Genomic DNA, 574 nt, shown 5'->3' with positions numbered 1-574 from the left:
CATAACTGATTGAGATCTTTGCTGACGGAGTTACGCGCCAGCCCAAGATTGAAACCTATCGCCTCCGCCGTAAACGCCGTCTCCTGCGCCAAATCGGCAAGGCATAGCCCGCGCGTCAGCCGTTCCAGCTCTCCCAGTACGATCTCAATACGTCTCATTAAACTACCGCTTACGAAATAAAAGAGTAGTCAGAACATACACTATTCTGCCACGCAAGAAAGTGAAGGCGCAGCGAGAAACCGCCTTCCCACTTTTGCCTGACTTCAACGCCAACGGATAGCACGCCCCGATGAGTGAACGTCGCACGGTCTACACTTACTCTTGAAAAAGTGCAAACCGATAAGGATACCGTTTATGAAACGAAAAACGCTTCTGCTTATTGCCACACTTGTCGCGCTACCGGGCGTCACGTATGCCGACTCTCCGTTTAGCTCACTCCAGTCGGCGCATGAAAAAAATACGATTTTAAAGGATTTGCGCAAAATGTGTACGCCCAAACGCGCGCTAACCGATGAAGCCTGGGAGAAAAAAATCATGGCAAGCGAGGGGAACCAGCAGCATATTCGGGAGGCGA

1 protein-coding gene and 1 pseudogene are annotated in these 574 nt (G+C 50.9%); one reads left to right on the top strand and one right to left on the bottom strand.

The genetic code is table 11. The annotated features are described in order from the left end of the window. Nucleotides 1–158: pseudogene (locus K0335_RS22205) on the bottom strand (transcriptional regulator); the annotation flags it as partial. Nucleotides 159–354: 196 nt separating this feature from the next. On the opposite strand from K0335_RS22205, the gene K0335_RS22200 reads away from it, so the two are divergent. Continuing rightward, nucleotides 355–574: YicS family protein (locus tag K0335_RS22200; RefSeq protein ID WP_219394169.1), on the top strand; the 220-nt coding region annotated here is incomplete at its 3' end.

The organism is Escherichia sp. GZ89 (genome assembly GCF_019366485.1).
GTDB lineage: Bacteria > Pseudomonadota > Gammaproteobacteria > Enterobacterales > Enterobacteriaceae > Escherichia > Escherichia fergusonii.
The sequence above is the reverse complement of the archived record's forward strand: the minus strand, read 5'-3'. Positions and strand labels throughout refer to the sequence as shown.